The sequence below is a fragment of the Paenibacillus sp. FSL R5-0810 genome (assembly GCF_038002285.1).
GTDB classification, from domain to species: Bacteria; Bacillota; Bacilli; order Paenibacillales; family Paenibacillaceae; genus Paenibacillus_AQ; species Paenibacillus_AQ lactis.
The window spans coordinates 5,479,567-5,497,940 of the sequence record NZ_JBBOCF010000001.1 but is presented as its reverse complement, the minus strand read 5'-3'; the positions used below and the strand labels follow the sequence as shown (position 1 = coordinate 5,497,940).

Here is an 18,374-nt window from a genome sequence, read left to right as displayed (position 1 = left end):
AGCTTTCTTAAGCTTCCCGAGCTGTCGGCCTATCCCTTAACGGATCCGGAACACATGAGCGATCGGTGCCGCCCCATGCAGCTCCCGTTCCGGCAGCCGTACCGCGATTCCGTTCTCCGTCCGGCGGTAATCCAGCATCTCCTGGCCGCCGATCAGGTCGATACGGTTCGGCTCTGTCTGAAGCGGAAGATGCACTTCCCCGGCAACCTCCTCCTGCTCGTCCTTGTACAGATAGAAGGCGTACGTTGTGTCCCCTTTTTGAGTAAAATGCACGTTCTGTACGGAATACGGCTCGCAGGTCCGCGTACCATAGATGGCATCGCCGTATACCTTCAGCCATTCGCCCATGCCCTTCATCCGTGAGATCGCCGTCTCCGGCAGCCTTCCGTCCGGCTGGGGCCCGATGTTGAGCGCCAGATTGCCGCCCTTGGCCACGATCTCCACGAGCAGATGGATCAGCTGGCGCACCGATTTATAACGGTCCTCATACCGGAAGGAGAACGACGTTCCCATCGTGATGCAGCTCTCCCAAGGAACGTGCAGGGCACGCTCAGGCAGCGTCTGCTCCGGCGTAATGAGATTCTCGTAAGGTCCGCCGACCGTCCGGTCCGCCGACAGAAGCCACGGCTGAATCTCGCGCGCTTTCTCCACGACCTCGCCCAGCCGGATGTTCTGATCCCGATAATCATTCACCCAGCCGGCGTCAAGCCACAGCACGTCAATCCGGCCATACCTTGTCATGAGCTCCATGATTTGCTGATGCGTAAATTGGACGAATTGCTCCCATAACCAAGGGTATTCCTTCGGATTATAGCTAGGCCCCCGCGACGTGAAGCTGCCGGCTTCCATGCCGGGCGCCCAGTAGTAAGGCGTATGCCAATCGGCTTTGGAGAAGTAGGCGGAGATGCCAAGCCCCCTTGCCCGGAACGCATCGAACAGGTTCTTGGTGATATCGGCGTATTTATGCCGATGAAACGGACATTCCGGGCCCGTGATCCGGTAGTCGGTCGTATGGGTATCCCACATGCAGAAGCCGTCATGATGCTTCGTCGTAAAATTCAAATACTTGAAGCCGTTATCGGCGGCCAGGTCTGCCCACAGGTCCGGCTGGAAACGCAGCGGGTTGAACGTTTTATTCAAGTCAAAATACTGCCGCTTAAGCTCCTCCGAATCGATATCCCAGTCAATCCCGTCACGCGACCATTCCGCATCCTTATCGCTCAGCGCCCAGGATTCAACGAGCCCCAGCTGGGAATAAGGGCCCCAGTGCATCATGAGCCCCAGCTTCTGGTCCTTAAACCATTCAAGACGCTCCAGCAGCAGCGGATCCTCCGGCTTGACCCATTTGTCTTCACTGCTGTAATTGTGGACGCCTGCCTCCACGACCGGCTGCTCTTCTTCGATCAGCTTGTTCTCCGACATGTTAATACCTCCAAGTAGGTTGATTTTTCTTGACCGGGCGATTCGCTTCGGGCGGTCCGCAAGCCTCTCGCCGGTTTCGCCGCATTCCTCATTCATCCGTTTAAAAATAAGAGCCAACCCCCGGTCTGAAAGCCTAGACCGGGATATGTTGGCCTTTTGTTGTTCTTGTTATAGATCTTTATTTATTGGTGTTCCAGCGGTCGTAAGCGCCTTGGTACAGCTCGACGATGCGGTCGCCGCCCATCTTCTTAACCTGCGCTACATACTTATCCCAATTTTCAAGCGGCTCTTGACCCGTGATGAACTTCGCTTCCATCTGCTTGACGTAAGTGTCCAGGTCGGACATCAACGCCGTAGCCTCGCTTTGCTCCTCATTGGTCAAATATACGTTAGGGAATGGAGCTTTGCCGATCGGCACCAGCTTCTCTTGGTTTTGCTGATCGATCCACTCATCAAATTCCGTACGCAGGCCTTTCGCCACTTCAGGATCGTTGATGCCCGGCGTCAGAATGCCGTAGTTTGGCGTGATTTTACCGCGGTATTCCTCACGGTCGCCGCCATCCGGAACAGGAAGCCATTCTTTCACGCGGTTCTCTTTATCCTTGAACTTCCAGAGCACGCCTTCAGGTCCTTGATTGAACAGCGTCGAACCTTCATAGCTGTAGAGGTAGTCGATCCAGCGCATGGTCGCTTCAGGCGCAGGGTTTTTGCTGGAAATCGCGAACGTTCCTCTTGCCGACATGCCCGGATGCTTGCCGTATACCGGAGATCCTTCGATTTCGCTCTTCACCGGCGTCATGAGCGGATGCTCGGTGCTAGGCTCTCCACCCAGGGTGAAGTACGGATGATAATCGTTGAATAATGCGAGCTGATTGTTTTCGCCTTTGGCTTTTTTCTGGTCTGCCGTCTGGGAGAAGGTTTCGTGATCCAGCAGCTCTTCCTTCCATAGACGGTTCATGAAAGTCAGGTAGCCCTTATAGCCTTCTTCTTGGAAAGGATAATGCACCTTTCCTTCCTTGTCGGCATAGATGCCTTCGTTGTACATGCCCCAGAAGCCGAAGAAGTACATCCGCAGGTCATCCAGCTTGACGGAAGTCAGCGGAATCTCGTCCTTCTTGCCGTTGCCGTTCGGATCCTCTTCCTTCACGCGCTTCAGGAACGTATACAGCTCTTCGGTCGTTTTCGGCTCGCTGACGTTGAGCGCTTTTAGGAACTTGCCGTTATACCACATCGGTCCGCGGTACCATACCGCTGCGGTATCGATAAACGGCAGTGCATACATATGGCCGTCCGGTGTCGTAAATGATTTGCGCACATCCGGATGCGCATCCAGAACCTTCTTGATGTTCGGGGCATAGCCTTCATCAATGTATTTCTCAAGCGGAATCAGGATGCCTTGACTGCCGTAAGTTACCTGCTCAGCCGGCTTCAAATCCGCAGCGTAAAACATATCCGGGAGATCACCGCTTGCAAACACCAGGTTCTTCTTCGTCTCGAAGCTGTCGATCGGCGAGAGCTGATACTCCAGCTTGATGTTCGTCAATTTCTCCATCTCTTGCAGGACAGGCATCGTCTTCCAGTCCGCCACCCCGGCATCCTGGGACATGACCGTCAGCGTAATCGGCTCATCGACGATCGGGAAGCCTTCCTTCTTGACCTCCGTGCTGCTGGACGTTCCGGAAGGTGCGGCAGAACCGCCGTCTCCCTTAGGCGAACCACAGGCTGCAAGCATGGCTGCCGACAAGGTAAGACAGAGTAAAACGGATGATGCCTTACGAAGCTTCTTCATAACAACAACTCCCCTTTTTTGGTGTAGATTATGGTTTAAGATCAGCCCTTTACAGAACCAATCATAACACCCTGCACAAAGTAACGCTGAAGGAATGGGTAGATGACAATAACTGGCACCGTCGCGACGATGATGACGGCATATTTGACCAGTGCGGCGATTTCGGCCTTCGAGTTCATGGCGGCAGCCGATGAAATGTCGATGGCTCCTCCGCCTTGGGCCGCCATCTCCTGCAGAACCAGAATTTGGCGCAGGAAGAGCTGCAGCGGATACTTCGCCGCATCGTTCAGATAGATCATGGCGCTGAAATAGCTGTTCCAGTGCCCGACGCCATAGAAGAGCGCCATGACGGCGATGATTGGCATCGACAGCGGCAGCACGATTTTGATGAACAACCGGAAATTCGTACATCCGTCGATATGAGCGGCTTCCTGCAGCTCCTTCGGAATGGTCGACTGGAAGAACGTCCGTGCAACGATAATGTTCCAGATCGAAGCGGCTCCCGGCAAAATGAGCGCCCACATGCTGTTGATCATGCCGAGATCCTTGACGAGCAGGTAGCTCGGAACGAGGCCCCCGCCGAAAAACATCGTGACCAAGAACATCGCCATGAAGAATCCACGGCCTACAAAGTCGCTCCGGCTGAGCGCGTAAGCGGCCGGCAGCGTGACAAGCAGGTTGACCGCCGTTCCGATCACGGTATAAATAATGGTGTTCTTGTAGCCGATCCAGATATTCTGGTTCTCGAACACCCGAGCATAGCCCTCGAAGGTAATTCCTTTAGGGAACAGCCACATTTCGCCCGAGGCGACGGCCTTCGGATCGCTGATCGATGCGCTGACGATATACAGCAGCGGGTACAGAACAATGACCAACGCGATCGTTAAGTACAGATAGTTGCAAAATAGAAACAGTTTATCTCCGTTGCTTTCTTTAACTCCGGATGCCATGCGTAATTCCTCCTTCTACCACAGACTGTTTTCGCTGGTGCGCCGCGCAATTTGGTTGACCGTGAGCAGCAGAATCGCATTGACCACGGAGTTGAACAAGCCGACGGCTGTTGAGAAGCTGTACTGCGCATCCACCAAACCGGAGCGATAAACGAAGGTCGAGATGACATCGGACGACTCCATATTAAGCGGGTTCTGGAGAAGCAGGATTTTCTCGAAGCCGACGCCCAGGATGCTTCCCATATTCAAAATCAGCAATATCGTAATGGTCGGAACGATCGCCGGAAGATTGATGTGCAGAATCCGCTTGAACCGGCTGGCACCGTCGACGACGGCAGCCTCATGCAGCTGCGGGTCCACGCCCGACAAGGCTGCCAGGTAGATGATCGTTCCCCAGCCCGTGCTCTGCCAAACCCCGGACAGCACGTACACCGTCTTAAACCAGGCAGGGTCGGTCAAAAATTGGGGCGGTGTGAATCCAAGAAACTCCACCAGATTGACAATCATGCCCGTCGAAGGCGTCAAGAAGGTAATAATCATACCGGACATGACGACCACCGAAATAAAATGCGGTGCATAAGTTACCGTCTGTACCGTCCGTTTGAAGAACGAGTCCCTCACCTCATTAAAGGCAAGCGCCAGAATGATCGGCAGCGGGAATCCTATAGCAAGCTCGTACAAGCTGATGCTCAGCGTGTTCCAGAGCAGGTCCCAGAAATAATAAGAATTAAAGAAGCGAACGAAGTGGTCGAATCCGACCCACGGGCTTCCCGTTATCCCTAATGTCGGGATGAAGTTTTTAAAGGCGATTTGTATCCCGTACATCGGCCCGTAATGGAATATCAGAAAGTACAGAAATGCGGGGGCGATAAACAGGTACAGCTCCCAGTTTCGGACCATCCTCCTCCATAAGGTATTTTTCTTGCGGCTTGCCGTTGTGTTAACCGATATGCTCTGCGACAGGGCGGTGTGGCCATCTTGCTGCATCGGTTTCTCCCTCCTCTTCTAATGGAAATCCGGTCAATTTAAGAGGTTGTTCAAAAAGCCGCCTTCTGATCTCGAAGCCAATCAAAGTGCTGATAAACCGACTTTTTGAACGCTCGCTTTAAGGATAAGCACCCCTGTTCAAATGTAAGGAAAGAGGTTCCTTGAGCACACTTCCTCATCTGCGGGTTTGCCGCACCGGAAAATGTTAACGCTTACATCCCAAGTGTATGGACTGCGTACCGATCCGTAAATATGTCATTTTCAATGGTCGTTGTAAGCGGCTACAATCGTTGATCCTACGCGGTTTTGGTCGTTTTTGCGCAGCTTGTCATTGTCATTTCGGCCAAGGAAAACATGTTGATTTTGACCGCAGCCAACGCTTTGGCATACTGTGCAAACGATTCGCGCTGTCTTGACAGATGCTGGATAGGAACGCTAAGCTTCAAAAAAACAGCCGTATCGCAAATCTCACATATTTTATTGAAACGAGGTTGAAACTCATGACGGAATCCCCTTGGATTTTAGCCGGATATGCGGGACGCAAGGTTCTCTCCGAGGTTACGGCAGAGGACGCGCTGCGACTCACCCATCTGAATGTAGCTTTTGCCCACATCCGGGAAGGCGCCATTTCGTACCCCCATCCGGAGACTGCCGATGAAATCCGCCGGCTGAAATCGGTTAACCCTAAGCTTCAGGTTCTGCTGTCGGTCGGCGGCTGGGGCTCCAGCGGCTTCTCCGAGGCAGCCGCCTCGCCGGAAGCAAGGGTACGCCTTAGCGAATCCGCTAATGAAATTTTGGAGAATTACCCTTTTGACGGAATCGACCTGGACTGGGAGTATCCCTGCTATTCCGTTGCGGGCACCTCCGCTTCGCCTGACGACAAGCGGAATTTCACGCTGCTGCTTCAGGCGCTCAGAGAGTCTCTGGACCGGTTCGGGCGGGAGAAGCACCGCCGCTATATGCTGACCATTGCCGCAGGAGCCGATCAGTATTATATAGATGGAACTGAGATCGACCTCATCCACCCCTTTCTGGATTTCATACAGCTGATGACCTACGACATGCGGGGCGGCTTCCAGACGTACACCGGGCACCACGCGAATCTGTATACGTCCACCGGCGATCTGTTCCGGATCAGTGCGGACGCCTCGGTCCGATTATTCACCGCGGCGGGGGTGCCGCGCGAGAAAATCGTCATCGGAGCTGCCTTCTATTCGAGACGATGGAACAACGTGCCAAACGTAAACAACGGATATCTCCAGGTCGCTCCGGCCTCAGGCGGTTACGGTCCGACTTATACGGAGCTTGCGGCTCAATATTTGAACAATCCCGCCTTCACACGGCATTGGGACGACGAGGCGAAGGCCCCTTACCTGTTCGACGGCAGCAGCTTCATCAGCTACGATGATCCCGAGTCGTTAACGCATAAATGCCATTACGTAAAGGAGCAGCGGCTTGCAGGGATCATGTTCTGGGAATACAGCTGCGATGGGACACGCAGCCTGCTGGATGCGATGCATAAGGCGCTCGTTCTTGAATGATCGCCCTCTCTCAAAGCCCCCCTTTCTCTAAATGGATTGTCTTCAGTTACGGCCTGTTTCTCTTATTTGGAGAAGCAGGCTGTTCTTCGTTCGTGTGATTACACAGATGCAGAATGATTAGATGTGTAATGTTTTATAACATCAAATTGCCATCTGTTCAAATCTGTGCTTGTTGCTTGTTTTCATTCTAGGGGACCCCCCTCTTCGCGTAAATATGTCGTTTTAATCGAGATGAAATGCTGAAATCCCCTTGATACAACTAGGTTTATTCCGCATGATATGTTGATTTTGTCCTGTACGTCCAAATCCATGCACAAGGTTTACATCACCGTTCACACATAAAAAAGCCGCTCCCTTTTGTTGGGGCGGCCTTTAAACAATCCATTTTCTATCACGAATATTACGTTTCATGTTATATATATTAACTCATTTTGCTGTTCTTCGATCATCATTGGTGACGTCACCGAAGAATCGGATCGAGTACAGCGCACACAGTCCCACAATCGTGTAAACGATCCGCGAGCCTGCAGAGCTCTGTCCGCCGAACAATGCGGCGACCAGATCGTATTGAAACAAGCCGACCAGCAGCCAGTTGATGCCGCCAATGATCAGCAGCAAGAGCGCAATGGTATTCCACGTTCTCATCGTCTTCCCCCCTTATATGAACCGAATGTTGATGAACATCTTGAATCGCATGCTATATAAGATGAACGATTGAACGGGATGCAGGGCAAGTGCGCTAAAATTCTCCTGCAAATCGCTGCTGCTCCGACCTCATTCTTTTGGTTCATTCTATATAGTTCTAGTAGTTTTAGTATCTAGTTTTAACCTTTTCTTGGCATTGTAATCATCCAAGCGCAAAAAAACATCCTCCGTAAAGAAGGATGCTGCGATATCCTGCGATATCAGGATGTTGCAATGAAGGTCACTCTTTGGATTTTTGCAAAATCCTCATGTAAATGACTTATTGATTTTCGCGATCGATGGAAGAACCGCTTACGTATATTTTAGAACATTCCCTGTCTGCTCCTAAGCAGCTCGAGAAATACTTCCACGGCTTTCGTATGATAGGGAGTCTTCTGTGAAATGAGGGAGAAGCGGCGAATCACGGGCCTCCCGTTCGGCTTCAGCATATGGAGGGTGCCGAGCTGAAGCTCCTTGCGAACCACAAATCGTGACAGCAGCGTGACGCCTAAGCCTGCTTCGACTGATTCCTTGATCAGCTGTGTGCTGCCGAATTCAACCACATGCCGGGGATGAAAGCCGCTAGCAGCGAACATTCGCTCCGTCGCCTCGCGGGTGCCTGAGCCCTGCTCGCGCAAGATCCACGTCTCCGTTTGAAGCTCCGCCAGCGGGATTTCAGACCACGGGTCATAGCGCTGCCCGCGCGGAACGACAACGACCATTTCGTCCTCGGCGAACGCCTCAATATGCAGCCGCTCGTCCTGATAATCTCCCTCGACGATACCGACATCCGCCTCGTGCCGCAGGATCATTTCCGCCACTTCGGCCGTGTTTCCGATGGTGATGGTAGGACGGATTAACGGATACTGCTGTCTCAAGGAAGCGATCATCCGGGGGAGCAGATACTCGCCGAAGGTATAGCTGGATCCGATCGACAAATCGCCGCTTGCCCGATGCATCACATCATCCACAAGGGTGTTCATGCGCGTATATAACCCCAGGATCTCCTTCGCGTGATGATATACGATCTCTCCCGCTTTATTCAGTCGAACATATTTATTGCTCCGATCCAGCAGCCGCGTCCCCAGGGAACGCTCCAATGCCCGGATATATTGACTTACCGCAGGCTGCGTCATAAGCAGCTCCTCCGCTGCCCGGGTAAAGTTCCCTTTCTCAACGACGGTCACAAATACCTCTAACGCCTGATCCATTTCCTCGCCCTCTTCCTCCCTATACATTCGTTTATGTTGGACAGCTCCATATTATCATAATCAAATACTTATCATTACTATTATTATGATTTATTTTTCTTATTTAATAAAGTGGGATACGATAGGTTCAGACCAACCGAACAAACCGGAGGTTATGACTTATGGCTGAACCTGCGCATTCCCAATCGCAAGCCGCCAAGACCGGCCCTGCAGCAGCCCCGAAGACCCCGTCGATGACGGCTGTCATCGGCGGCATCGCATTTACGCTGGCCATCGCCCTCATCGGCTTAGCGCTCGCAAACCTTCCAGGTCTTCGCTATCTCGGCCAGTTGGCTTGGGCGATCCTGATTGCCGCCGTGTACCGCCAGATTCGCGGCTATCCGGAGGCGCTGCGGCCCGGAATCCAATTTACGGCCAAGCGGCTTCTTCGTCTGGCCATTATATTGTATGGGTTAAAGCTGAATATCGGCATCGTATGGCAACAAGGCCTTGGGCTCATGCTGAGGGATGTCATCAGCGTTGTGTTTGCCATCGCCGTGACACTGCTCATCGCCAAGCGGCTTAAGGCGGATATGTCCCTGTCCCTGCTGCTTGGGATTGGAACAGGCGTATGCGGGGCGGCTGCCATTGCAGCCGTATCGCCCATCGTGCAAGCCAAGGAAAAGGATACCGCGCTTGGGGCAGGGATGATTGCCTTTGTCGGTACGATTGCTGCCATTCTCTATACCTTGATACAGCCGTTACTGCCCTTATCCGATGCCCAGTTCGGAATCTGGTCGGGCGTAAGCCTTCACGAAATCGCTCATGTAGCGCTTGCGGGAGCATCCGCCGGCGAGGAAGCCTTGACGCTCGCCCTGCTCGCCAAGCTTGGCCGTGTTTTCCTGCTCCTGCCCCTGAGCGTCGTCCTGGTGCTCTGGATGAAGCGAACGCATCCGAATGAAAGCAAGGCCAGACCGGAGTTTCCCTGGTTTCTCATCGGCTTTATGGCAGCAAGCATGCTGGGCAGTTGGGAGTATACCGGACAGCCGATGATTCCCCTTCCGCTCAAGGATGCGTTGTCGCAAATCGCCTCCTTTCTGCTGGCGATGGCGATGGTAGGCCTCGGATTGAATGTTCATGTCAAAGATTTGCGCAGAGCCTGGAGACCGCTGCTGGCCATGGCCATAGCGACGATCCTGTTGGTCCTGCTGACTTACATGTTGGTTTGAATACACCTGCTCCCGCTGTCTGGGAAGGCAATGTCTGCCGGCGGAAGCAGGTGGAATCCGTAGGCTGCGCCGCCGGAATCGTCAGGAACACCGGCAATTTCGAGCGTGTTGGAGAGTCTGGAAATCCTCGCGTCCCATGACCCGTGCGGCCCCGTTATCATCCGGGGCCGCACGTTTTTTTATACGCAAATTCGTTGTGTCTCGCCGTTTTGCTCGTCTGTTCCATGCCATATTCGGGAACAATTGAACTGTGGTTTAACACGGTATGCTCCCCGGGTATGGTTTATGGATATGGATAGCTATACCCTGTATGACATAAACGCAAGCCATCTTTACAGAGGAGATGAACGCAAGAATGCAGCGAAATCATACGATGATGCAATTTTTCGAATGGCATGTCGCCCCTGACGGAAAGCATTGGAAACGTCTGAAGGAAGCGGCGCCCGAGCTCAGCAAGGCGGGCGTCGATACGGTATGGATCCCACCGGTGACCAAAGCGCTATCGGCGGAAGATAACGGCTACGGTGCGTATGATCTGTACGATCTGGGGGAGTTTGATCAAAAGGGCACCGTACGTACGAAATACGGCATGAAGCAGGAATTGATCGATGCCATCGCGGCCTGCCACAAGTACGGGATCGCCGTCTATGTGGATCTCGTGATGAATCATAAGGCCGGAGCGGACGAAACCGAGCGATTCCATGTGGTGCAGGTCGATGAAATGGACCGGACCAAGGAAATATCGAAGCCCTTCGAGATTGAGGGCTGGACGAAATTCACGTTCCCTGGCCGGGGCGGCAAGTACTCCTCTTTCCAGTGGAATTTTCATCATTTCAACGGGACCGACTACGATGCGGGTAGAAAGCGCGCCGGCATATACCGCATTCTCGGCGAGAACAAATCGTGGAACGAGAAGGTGGATCATGAATTCGGCAACTATGACTATCTGATGTTCGCCAATATCGATTACAGCCATCCCGAGGTCCGCAAAGAGATGATCGGATGGGGTCAGTGGCTCGTCGATACCCTGCAATGCAGCGGCTTCCGGCTGGACGCGATCAAGCATATCAACCATGATTTCATCAAGGAATTTGCAACAGCCATGAAGAAGAAACGAGGAGAGGACTTCTACATCGTCGGGGAGTTTTGGAATCCGGAGCTTCAGGCGTGCCGAAGCTTCCTTGATCGGGTAGATTACAAGATCGATCTGTTTGACGTATCGCTCCACTATAAGCTTCATGCTGCGGCCAAAGGCGGGCGTTCCTTCGACCTGCGGACGATCTTCGACGATACGCTGGTGCAATCCCATCCAATGAATGCCGTTACGTTCGTCGACAATCATGACTCCCAGCCCCACGAATCACTGGAATCCTGGGTGGAGGACTGGTTCAAGCAGAGCGCTTATGCCTTGATCCTGCTTCGGAAGGACGGCTACCCCGTCGTCTTCTACGGTGATTATTACGGCATCGGCGGGGAGCATTCACTTCCGGGCAAGAAGGAATCCATCGACCCGCTCCTGTATGCCCGGGCTCACCTCGCGTATGGCGAGCAGGATGATTATTTCGACCATCCCAACACGATCGGCTGGGTTCGAAGGGGGCTGCCGGAAGCCAAGCACTCCGGATGCGCGGTCGTTATGGCAAACGGGGATCCCGGCGAAAAACGCATGTATGTCGGCACCCACCGCGCTGGTGAAGAGTGGATGGATCTGACTGGCAACCGGGATGAGCGCGTTACGATCGGGAGCGACGGCTTTGGCGTCTTTCCTGTACACGGCGGCAGCGTATCGGTATGGGCACGGAATACGGACCATCAAAATTGAAGGGCTCCTAACGCGACTCTCCTTGATTGGTTCGGATGATGCACAACAAAAAAACCGGAAGCATCGAATTCGCATATCGCCATGCATCGATTGCAGGCATTTAGGCGAATCATGATCGACTTCCGGTTTTTTTCTCGTAATTGAAGCTCGGCCAGCACGCTCTTAAAGCCTCTAGCCTCTCACCTGGAAACGGCGGCGCAGGCCTTCTGCGAGCAGATTAAATGTCACAATGGCAATCATCATCGCACACGCAGGATAGAATACATACTCAAACTTGCCGAGGAATATATCCGTGCGGTGTCTGGCCAGAATGGTCGCCCAGTTCAGCCCTGTCTCAACGAATTCCATCGTATAATAATCGACTTCCTTCCACTCATGCCCCAGAAAAATGTTTACAATCGCAAGCTGGCCGAGAAGGAGCAAAACCTTGCCCATGTCGAGACAGAAATTGACGATCATCTCCGGAAACATGATGGGAACGTAATAGTTCTTTGTCAGCGTTCTGGTACGGAGCCCCAGTGCGGTGCTCGCTTCCATGTACGGCTCCCTGGACATTTTATAAGCCTGCTCCTGAACGGTGACGGCCACACGTCCGACCTCCACGCTAGCCAGGATCAGAATAGCCCAGGCCAGCCGGTGCTGGGCAAACAGGAGGAACGGAAGCGCCAGCAGCAGCGCCGATGCGAATACCGGCGGCATATAGGAGAACAGCTGATTCCAAAACGTGATCAGCCGGTGGCAAAACCCTGTTTTCCTTCGGGCCATGATCCCCAGCGGAATCGCGATAATGTACCTGACGGCCGCTATGGCCAGGACAAACAGGATCGTTTCCTTCGCGCCGACAACCAATCGGCTTAGATTATCGACCCCTTCCTTGTCCGTGCCGAGCAGGTTTTTGGACGATGGTTTAAAGGCAGGCAGCACGAGCTTCTCTTCACCGTTCTTCATGACCCACCGGGATCGCTCTTTGCTCAAATCCGCGTCGATAAACGGAAGATGGGGGCCGACGAACGCTACAAACACCAAGAAAGCAAGCAATGTGCCTCCGAGCCATAGAGGGATATTTTTCAAGTCCGGCTACCTCCATTCATTTCTTTATCTAGGATCGAAATATTTGCGGGCTGAATGACTAATCCACTGCACGACCAGGAAGAGCAGCATGAAGAAAAAAGCGATGCCGATAATGACGCCCGGTTCATATTCGGGACCCGTACCCGTGTAGGGGTTGAAATCCAGCGCCTGGAACAGCCTCCAGGCTGCGCCCGGATAGTTCCGGTAATACTCGACCACCAGCAAATTCGATAGAATGAATACGAGCAGACCCGGAAGATGCGTCAAGATCGCCGCGATGCCGTTGCGGAGCATGTGCTTGTACACCACGGCCCTGTCGCTGAGCCCCTTGGCCTTTGCCAACAGGATGTACATCTTTCCTTCCTGGGCAAGAAGCGAAGCGGAGGTCACTCTGGCGATAAAAAAGATGGGATAGATCGAGACCAGAAGGGCGGGCAGCGCGAACGCCTCCCAGCCTTCCACGGCAAAATAGCGGACGGCCGGCACATGCTTGACCAGAAACCACTGCACAAACAGCATGAGGAAAAAATCAGGTATGGACTGGAACAGCCATGTTGTCCAATGGCCGAGCACATTGAATTTCGTCTTGGACAGCTTGTAGTCTGCAACCCCTTTCAAAATCCCGACGACAAACCCGATTAAAAGCGCCGAGACGATGACCAGCAGGCTCATACCGACGGCGACCAATGCCGCTGCCTCTGCCGTCTGCCCCTTATATCGCGACGGTCCGAGGCTTCCGTGCTCGATGATCTGGCGGAAGAAATCGCCTATATATGTAAGGTACCGGTTCATGTCGAATGAGGGATCCGCTACAACCTTATGACCATCCAATGAAATATTGATGTCTCGGGGAATCAGGACGATCAGGACAATGAAGCTAAAGGCCAGCAGGCTGATGATCGTCGATTTGAGCATTTGCGTTTTCAAATTCATATCGGCCTCCTAAGTGTCCTCGTAATACGGAAATTCATTCATATGCTTAATTGGTTATTCTACTACTACCATAATTCTCCTAGTTTAGTCCAGTAAAAAATTACATATTTTTACTCTCTTATATGTTGCTAGACTCGCGATGGAGGTGTATTGCCTGCAGCAATGTTGAACGGTAATCAGCGTCGACGCTCGGACGACAAGCCATAACGCGATCGGTACTGCGAAGAAGTTGCAATGCTTCCCGATAGCATATAATCTGGTTGCATAACCCAAGTGCGATGAAGGAGGTTTACCGGATGACCATTTATGATTACGAGGTAACGACAATCACCGGCGAACGCGAGAAGCTCGAGAAATATCGGGGTCATGTGCTGTTAATCGTAAATACGGCGACCAAATGCGGATTCGCTCCTCAATTCAGCGGGCTGGAGAAGCTGCATCAAACGTACCGCGACCAGGGACTGGCCGTGCTCGGCTTCCCCAGCAGCCAGTTTATGAACCAGGAGCTCGAGGACAATGCATCGATCGAGGAAGCGTGCAAATTGAATCACGGGGTGACCTTCCCCCTTTTCTCCAAAATCGATGTAAACGGCACCGATGCCCATCCGCTGTATAAGCATCTGACCCAACAAGCACCAGGCGTGCTCGGCAGTAAATCCATCAAATGGAACTTCACCAAATTCCTTGTGGACCGGGAGGGGAAGGTCGTCAAGCGGTTCGCCCCGGCCGATACGCCCGAGAAAATCGAAGAGCATATCAAGAAGCTTTTACAGGCGTAGACTAGGGAAATATCGCAGAAAAATGCAGCAGACCTCCTGAATCTCTCCCCTCTCCCTGAACTGATAAAAGTTATACTTTTCTATGACTGAAAAAAAAGACGCCTCCCGAAGGGCAGAATAAATGCCTCTTCGGGTGACGCCCTATCTATGGGATCTACTGTTCCATTAACCGTTTCCGCACGCTCCATGGTTGTCGTCCAAGCGTTGACGCTGATCATCGTGCAGCAGTCATCATTACACCGCGCGCCGGGCTCGGGCCTGCCAGTCGAATCCGGCATTTACACCAGGCTCGCTTCTTCCCGGATCCACACGGCCATCTCGTTCTCCCCGCGATTCCCCCACAGATAATACGGAATTGCCTTTAATGTGGCCGATTTCGCCTGCCGCGGCGCTGCCCGGTACAATTCTCCGTTCCAGGACTCCGCCTCTTCCCGCCAGCCGGCTCCCTCGATGACAACGGCGCCTCCCGGCAAATCCGCCTCGAATCGCGACGTTAATTTCGGATCAGCCGCCAGGGTAACGGCCGAGATTGGCGCGCCATTATCGACGCTCTCCCAGCAGTATACAAGCGGTCCCCGCTGAATGGCCGCTTTGCCGGCATTCGCACGAACCAGCGGATGGGCTCTTACCTGAAGAATGTCGAGCGAGAGCGCAAGCTCCAGCATATCGCCCGAAGCCCAGGCTCGGGTAATGTACGCATAGCCTTCCCGGATCAAGCCTGTCGCCTTCAGCTCCTCTCCATTCACACGGATGACGGCTTGGCCTCGGCACCACCCCGGGATGCGCAGTGCCAGCGTCCATTCCGCCGTCTGCGGCGATTCAATGGTAAACGTGACGTTCCCGCTCCACGGAAGCTCGCTGGTCTGCTTGACCTTTACGGCGTTTCCGCGAAGGGACACCGCTGCCTCACCGCCGATGTAAAGATGGGCAAACAACGTATCCTCATTCGAGGTATATACGTATTCGCCGAGTGAGGTCAGCAGTCTCGCCACATTCGGCGGACAGCAGGCGCATGCGAACCAGCCCGGCCGGACCGGCTTCACATGATGCTTGCCCGGATTATGACGGCAGGCATCCGGCCACACCTCGAGCGGATTCACGTAGAAGAAATGGGTCCCGTCCTGCGCCATGCTGCCGATTACCGTATTGTACAGCGCCCGTTCCATCACGTCTGCATACTCGGATTTCGGCGACAGCTCCAGCATCCGCCGGGCGAAGAAGATCAGTCCAATCGAAGCGCAGGTCTCCGCATAGACGGTATCGTTCGGAAGATCGTAATCGATCGTAAACGCCTCGCCGTGGTGGGTCGAGCCGATCCCCCCGGTAATGTACATTTGTTTATGGACGATGTTGTCCCACAGATTCTCGCATGCCTCCATTAGCGATGCATCTCCGGTGCGGGCTGCCAAATCGGCCATGGCAGTATACATATAGACGGCACGCACCGAGTGGCCCACCGCCACCTTCTGCTCCCTGACCGGCAGATGGCTCTGATGATAAGAAAGATGGGGAGCTCCGGATACCGAAGCATAGAAGGAGCTTTTTCCGCGCTGTTCCCACTCTTGATGGAAAAAATGCGGCTCCCGCCCCCGCTCGTCGATAAAGTATTCGGCTAGCCGCACATACTTCTCCTCATGGGTAGCCTCATACAATTTCACAAGGGCAAGCTCAATCTCCTGGTGACCGTCAAAGCCATGGATTTTGCCCTCTTCCGGTCCGAATACCGTATCGATATAATCGGCGAACCGGCAGGCCACATCCAGCAGCTTCCGTTTGCCGGTTGCACGGTAGTGGGCCACCGCAGCTTCGATCAGATGCCCGGCGCAGTACAGCTCATGGCAGTCCGTTAGGTTGGTCCAGCGTTTAGTTGGCTCTTTTACCGTAAAATACGTATTCAAATAGCCGTCCGGCTGCTGGGCATCGGCAATCAGGTCAATCAGCTCGTCCACCTGCTGCTCCAGCTTCGGATCAGGGCGAATGGCCAGGGAATAGGCCGCAGCCTCCAGCCATTTGGCCACATCGCTGTCCTGAAATACCATGCCTTTATATTCACCCTGCTCCCTGCCGGCGGCGATGCGGAAGTTGGCGACCGCGTGACTCGGCTCCACCCCCGGAATCCGGTCATGAAGCGCCTCGTATTGATAAGGGATGACCACTTCCCTTACCAGCCGGATATAGCGGGACCAGAAGGGATCGTTCAGCTTGACCTGTTGAAGCGGCACCGCAGCGGATCGTTCCGTTACAACTTTCATCGGATAATCACTCCTTGGGATCGTATTGTTGCCTCGACACCTCCCATTCTACGTTTTATGATAGGATGAAAGCGATAAAGGATATGACCCAGTTTTTTATACGATTTCACACATGCATTGAGGTGATTGAGCTGGCCGATTCGAATATTCTATCCATTCCATCCCTGCCCCCGCCCTACTACCTTGAATCCGGTTCAACCTTGTATGCCGCAGGGGATCAGCACCCGAATCGGAGAAATCTTGGCGTATATGATCTCATCCTCGTGCGAAGCGGCTGTCTGTACCTCGGCGAGGAGGAGGAGCAGTGGGAGCTGCACGCGGGAGATCTGGTCATCCTGCTGCCGGATGCCTATCACTATGCGGTGCAGGCATGCAGGGAGGAGACTTATTTTTACTGGCTGCATTTTCAAGCGGCAGCGGATAGTCCCACACATTCAGGCAGCATTTCACACAGCATATTCCTGCCGAAGCTGGCTCATGTCCCATACCCGGATCAAGCCTATCAGCTGTTCGAATCGCTCCACCTCCTCGCGACGGAGCCGCGCTCCATTGCCTTATGGAGGGAGCAGTCGCTGTTTATCGAGCTCATGCAGCTGCTGGACCAGTCAAGGGCCGGGCAGGAGCAATCCCGTGCACGCAAGGTGGCCGAACAAATCGAATCGTTCATCAAAATGCATTACCGGGAACCGATCAGCAATGGCCGTCTATCCGAGAGTCTTCATTTTCACTACAATTACCTGACGCGCTGCATGAAGGAATCCCACGGGGTGACGCCGTCCGAATACCTGCTGCAGTATCGCCTGGATCAAGCGAAAAGGCTGCTGCTGACCACCCGTTGGCCCGTGTCCCGCATCGCCGAGCATGTCGGCTTCCAGTACCCTCCCTATTTCACGCGCCGATTCTCGGCACGCTTTGGCATATCCCCGTTGCAATACAGGAAGCAGTATACCGAATAGGGGGGATAGCTGATCGATGTGAGATTGGATTACATATTGGATGAGCCATTGAATTGCAAGTGGGGCACGTAAAATGGTCCTTCGGTCGCCCTCATCCTCTATAAATCACACTAAAAAACTGCCCGGGCTAAGCGCCCGGGCGGTTCTGTGGCATTCAAATCACATGAAGGTTCCTATGGAAAGGCCAAGCCTGGGGCTAAAATGCCTACGTCGCATGTCAGCACATCCGGCGGCTTTGAGGCTGCAAAGAATTGCGGAAAGAAGCTCCTTCTCGCACAAGCTTAGAGGCAATATTAAGCTTCAGCCGGAAGATCCAGCTGCCACGATACGCCGAACTTGTCCACGATCCAGCCGAATTTGCGGCTAAAGCCGTAATTGCCCAGCGGCATCAACGGTCCTCCGCCGTCCAGCAATAGGCTATACAGCCGATCGATCTCCTCGTCCGAATCGCAGGTCAGATAGATGGAGAACGAAGGCGTGAACGTAAAGTCATGCTTCACGTTGCTGTCGATGCACATGAAGGGCTGTCCCTTCAAGGTAAAGACGGCGTGCATGACGCTTCCTTCTTCTCCCGGCTGTCCGGGACCGTACCGCGTGATGCTCGTGATCTCCGAATCCTCAATCAAGGACGTATAGAACGTCATCGCTTCCTCCGCATTCCCTTGAAACATCAAAAACGGCGTCGCTTTGTTCATCATTCAAACCCCTCTTCTTATCGAATGGATAACATCGGTTAAAGCAGCTGGCGGTCTTTTCAAACGCCCATCCT

15 protein-coding genes are annotated in these 18,374 nt (G+C 53.4%); 5 read left to right on the top strand and 10 right to left on the bottom strand.

All coding sequences use genetic code 11. The annotated features are described in order from the left end of the window. Window positions 1-36: 36 nt before the first annotated feature. The 4 genes from MKX76_RS24410 to MKX76_RS24395 all read right to left on the bottom strand — a co-directional run bounded on the left by MKX76_RS24410 (window position 37) and on the right by MKX76_RS24395 (window position 5,148). On the bottom strand, window positions 37-1,422 hold the full coding sequence (locus MKX76_RS24410; RefSeq protein WP_144879841.1) for an alpha-L-fucosidase: 1,386 nt from the start codon (window positions 1,420-1,422) through the stop codon (window positions 37-39). Between the two features lie 178 nt (window positions 1,423-1,600). Next, complete coding sequence (locus MKX76_RS24405) at window positions 1,601-3,211, bottom strand: extracellular solute-binding protein (RefSeq protein ID WP_007128912.1); 1,611 nt, start codon at window positions 3,209-3,211, stop codon at window positions 1,601-1,603. Between the two features lie 41 nt (window positions 3,212-3,252). Continuing rightward, window positions 3,253-4,161, bottom strand: coding sequence for a carbohydrate ABC transporter permease (locus tag MKX76_RS24400; protein ID WP_007128913.1), 909 nt, complete (start codon window positions 4,159-4,161; stop codon window positions 3,253-3,255). A gap of 15 nt (window positions 4,162-4,176) precedes the next feature. Further along, entirely contained in the window at window positions 4,177-5,148 is a 972-nt protein-coding gene (locus tag MKX76_RS24395; protein ID WP_007128914.1) for an ABC transporter permease, read from the bottom strand. Window positions 5,149-5,648: 500 nt separating this feature from the next. Here MKX76_RS24395 and MKX76_RS24390 point away from each other — a divergent pair, with 500 nt between their 5' ends. Further along, window positions 5,649-6,689, top strand: coding sequence for a glycoside hydrolase family 18 protein (locus tag MKX76_RS24390; protein WP_251535791.1), 1,041 nt, complete (start codon window positions 5,649-5,651; stop codon window positions 6,687-6,689). A 426-nt stretch (window positions 6,690-7,115) separates the two neighbouring features. On the opposite strand, the gene MKX76_RS24385 is transcribed toward MKX76_RS24390, so the two are convergent. Both MKX76_RS24385 and MKX76_RS24380 read right to left on the bottom strand, forming a co-directional pair. Continuing rightward, window positions 7,116-7,334, bottom strand: a complete 219-nt coding sequence (locus MKX76_RS24385; RefSeq protein ID WP_007128916.1) for a DUF378 domain-containing protein — start codon at window positions 7,332-7,334, stop codon at window positions 7,116-7,118. 362 nt (window positions 7,335-7,696) lie between these two features. After that, window positions 7,697-8,584 (bottom strand): LysR family transcriptional regulator, encoded by an 888-nt coding sequence (locus MKX76_RS24380; RefSeq protein WP_007128917.1) that lies wholly within the window; start codon window positions 8,582-8,584, stop codon window positions 7,697-7,699. Window positions 8,585-8,745: 161 nt separating this feature from the next. Between MKX76_RS24380 and MKX76_RS24375 the strand changes: the two genes are divergently transcribed. Beyond that, the gene (locus MKX76_RS24375; RefSeq protein WP_341034747.1) at window positions 8,746-9,792 is read left to right on the top strand and encodes a YeiH family protein; all 1,047 of its coding nucleotides are present in this window, start codon (window positions 8,746-8,748) and stop codon (window positions 9,790-9,792) included. Window positions 9,793-10,147: 355 nt separating this feature from the next. Continuing rightward, window positions 10,148-11,614 carry an alpha-amylase gene (locus tag MKX76_RS24370; protein WP_210094050.1) on the top strand — a complete coding sequence of 489 codons (1,467 nt, stop codon included), beginning with the start codon at window positions 10,148-10,150 and terminating at the stop codon, window positions 11,612-11,614. A 171-nt stretch (window positions 11,615-11,785) separates the two neighbouring features. Here the strand turns inward: MKX76_RS24370 and MKX76_RS24365 are convergent, their stop codons facing one another. Both MKX76_RS24365 and MKX76_RS24360 read right to left on the bottom strand, forming a co-directional pair. Next, window positions 11,786-12,685 carry an ABC transporter permease subunit gene (locus MKX76_RS24365; RefSeq protein WP_007128920.1) on the bottom strand — a complete coding sequence of 300 codons (900 nt, stop codon included), beginning with the start codon at window positions 12,683-12,685 and terminating at the stop codon, window positions 11,786-11,788. 24 nt (window positions 12,686-12,709) lie between these two features. Continuing rightward, window positions 12,710-13,618 (bottom strand): ABC transporter permease subunit, encoded by a 909-nt coding sequence (locus MKX76_RS24360; protein WP_007128921.1) that lies wholly within the window; start codon window positions 13,616-13,618, stop codon window positions 12,710-12,712. Between the two features lie 296 nt (window positions 13,619-13,914). Here MKX76_RS24360 and MKX76_RS24355 point away from each other — a divergent pair, with 296 nt between their 5' ends. Then, window positions 13,915-14,397: a glutathione peroxidase gene (locus MKX76_RS24355; protein WP_210094051.1), complete on the top strand. Its 483-nt coding sequence runs from the start codon at window positions 13,915-13,917 to the stop codon at window positions 14,395-14,397. Window positions 14,398-14,675: 278 nt separating this feature from the next. Here the strand turns inward: MKX76_RS24355 and MKX76_RS24350 are convergent, their stop codons facing one another. Further along, entirely contained in the window at window positions 14,676-16,649 is a 1,974-nt protein-coding gene (locus MKX76_RS24350) for a glycoside hydrolase family 127 protein (protein ID WP_341034745.1), read from the bottom strand. Window positions 16,650-16,732: 83 nt separating this feature from the next. Here MKX76_RS24350 and MKX76_RS24345 point away from each other — a divergent pair, with 83 nt between their 5' ends. Continuing rightward, window positions 16,733-17,605: a helix-turn-helix transcriptional regulator gene (locus MKX76_RS24345; protein WP_232239221.1), complete on the top strand. Its 873-nt coding sequence runs from the start codon at window positions 16,733-16,735 to the stop codon at window positions 17,603-17,605. Between the two features lie 293 nt (window positions 17,606-17,898). Here the strand turns inward: MKX76_RS24345 and MKX76_RS24340 are convergent, their stop codons facing one another. Further along, the gene (locus MKX76_RS24340; protein WP_028404052.1) at window positions 17,899-18,300 is read right to left on the bottom strand and encodes a VOC family protein; all 402 of its coding nucleotides are present in this window, start codon (window positions 18,298-18,300) and stop codon (window positions 17,899-17,901) included. Window positions 18,301-18,374 lie beyond the last annotated feature (74 nt).

Bases quoted from the DNA above. Each gene is read 5' to 3' on its own strand.
- MKX76_RS24410 (WP_144879841.1), bottom strand. From the start codon at position 1,422: ATGTCGGAGAACAAGCTGATCGAAGAAGAGCAGCCGGTCGTGGAGGCA.
- MKX76_RS24405 (WP_007128912.1), bottom strand. From the start codon at position 3,211: ATGAAGAAGCTTCGTAAGGCATCATCCGTTTTACTCTGTCTTACCTTG.
- MKX76_RS24400 (WP_007128913.1), bottom strand. From the start codon at position 4,161: ATGGCATCCGGAGTTAAAGAAAGCAACGGAGATAAACTGTTTCTATTT.
- MKX76_RS24395 (WP_007128914.1), bottom strand. From the start codon at position 5,148: ATGCAGCAAGATGGCCACACCGCCCTGTCGCAGAGCATATCGGTTAAC.
- MKX76_RS24390 (WP_251535791.1), top strand. From the start codon at position 5,649: ATGACGGAATCCCCTTGGATTTTAGCCGGATATGCGGGACGCAAGGTT.
- MKX76_RS24385 (WP_007128916.1), bottom strand. From the start codon at position 7,334: ATGAGAACGTGGAATACCATTGCGCTCTTGCTGCTGATCATTGGCGGC.
- MKX76_RS24380 (WP_007128917.1), bottom strand. From the start codon at position 8,584: ATGGATCAGGCGTTAGAGGTATTTGTGACCGTCGTTGAGAAAGGGAAC.
- MKX76_RS24375 (WP_341034747.1), top strand. From the start codon at position 8,746: ATGGCTGAACCTGCGCATTCCCAATCGCAAGCCGCCAAGACCGGCCCT.
- MKX76_RS24370 (WP_210094050.1), top strand. From the start codon at position 10,148: ATGCAGCGAAATCATACGATGATGCAATTTTTCGAATGGCATGTCGCC.
- MKX76_RS24360 (WP_007128921.1), bottom strand. From the start codon at position 13,618: ATGAATTTGAAAACGCAAATGCTCAAATCGACGATCATCAGCCTGCTG.
- MKX76_RS24355 (WP_210094051.1), top strand. From the start codon at position 13,915: ATGACCATTTATGATTACGAGGTAACGACAATCACCGGCGAACGCGAG.
- MKX76_RS24350 (WP_341034745.1), bottom strand. From the start codon at position 16,649: ATGAAAGTTGTAACGGAACGATCCGCTGCGGTGCCGCTTCAACAGGTC.
- MKX76_RS24345 (WP_232239221.1), top strand. From the start codon at position 16,733: ATGACCCAGTTTTTTATACGATTTCACACATGCATTGAGGTGATTGAG.
- MKX76_RS24340 (WP_028404052.1), bottom strand. From the start codon at position 18,300: ATGAACAAAGCGACGCCGTTTTTGATGTTTCAAGGGAATGCGGAGGAA.